The sequence below is a fragment of the Arsenophonus sp. ENCA genome, from assembly GCF_002287155.1.
GTDB lineage: Bacteria > Pseudomonadota > Gammaproteobacteria > Enterobacterales > Enterobacteriaceae > Arsenophonus > Arsenophonus nilaparvatae.
In genome coordinates this window covers 1-527 of sequence record NZ_NHNG01000299.1, presented here as the reverse complement: position 1 = coordinate 527, position 527 = coordinate 1, and the positions used below count along the sequence as shown (strand labels likewise).

At 44.0% G+C, this 527-nt stretch carries 1 protein-coding gene and 1 pseudogene; one reads left to right on the top strand and one right to left on the bottom strand.

Annotated elements, in window-relative coordinates; translation table 11 throughout:
- Positions 1-169, top strand: a pseudogene (locus tag CBG25_RS08085) (transposase); the annotation flags it as partial.
- A 53-nt stretch (positions 170-222) separates the two neighbouring features.
- On the opposite strand, the gene CBG25_RS08080 reads toward CBG25_RS08085, so the two are convergent.
- Positions 223-527: transposase family protein (locus tag CBG25_RS08080; protein WP_290603625.1), on the bottom strand; the 305-nt coding region annotated here is incomplete at its 5' end.

Sequence of the window (527 nt, the reverse complement as noted above, 5' to 3'; positions counted from 1 at the left end):
CCTGTCCGACGAGCAGATGGAGTACCAGCTTCTTGACAGGATGAGCTTCAAGCGCTTCTGCGGCTTACCCTATGCCATCAACATTCCTGATCGCACCACTGTGTGGACGTTCGAGAACCGAATCGGTGAAGTTGGTGCTAAAGCCATTTTCGATGGTGTAACCTCTCAACAAGCGTGTTGCTTAATAGTGAAATAAGGGTGTTTCGGTGATTGAAGTAAATTTTACGCTGTTCTGAGATGGAAATTCCAAAGACCTGCGCTAAGGAGTAAGAAGGTATCATCAATAAAGGGTCTACGATTCCGTAAAATTTGGGTCATGCAACCGAGGCGCTTGATACCCGCGATGGCGTGTTCAACTGTAATACGGATGCCCGAGATTATTTTATTTTCTTGTTTTTGTTCAGGCGATAAAGGTCTTTTTCGAGTTCCTTTTTTTGGGATTTGTGTATTAGGATGCTGTTTATCTATACCTTGAAAACCGGTATCTGCCCAGATGGTTACCTCAGGAGGAATATGGCGAATTATAT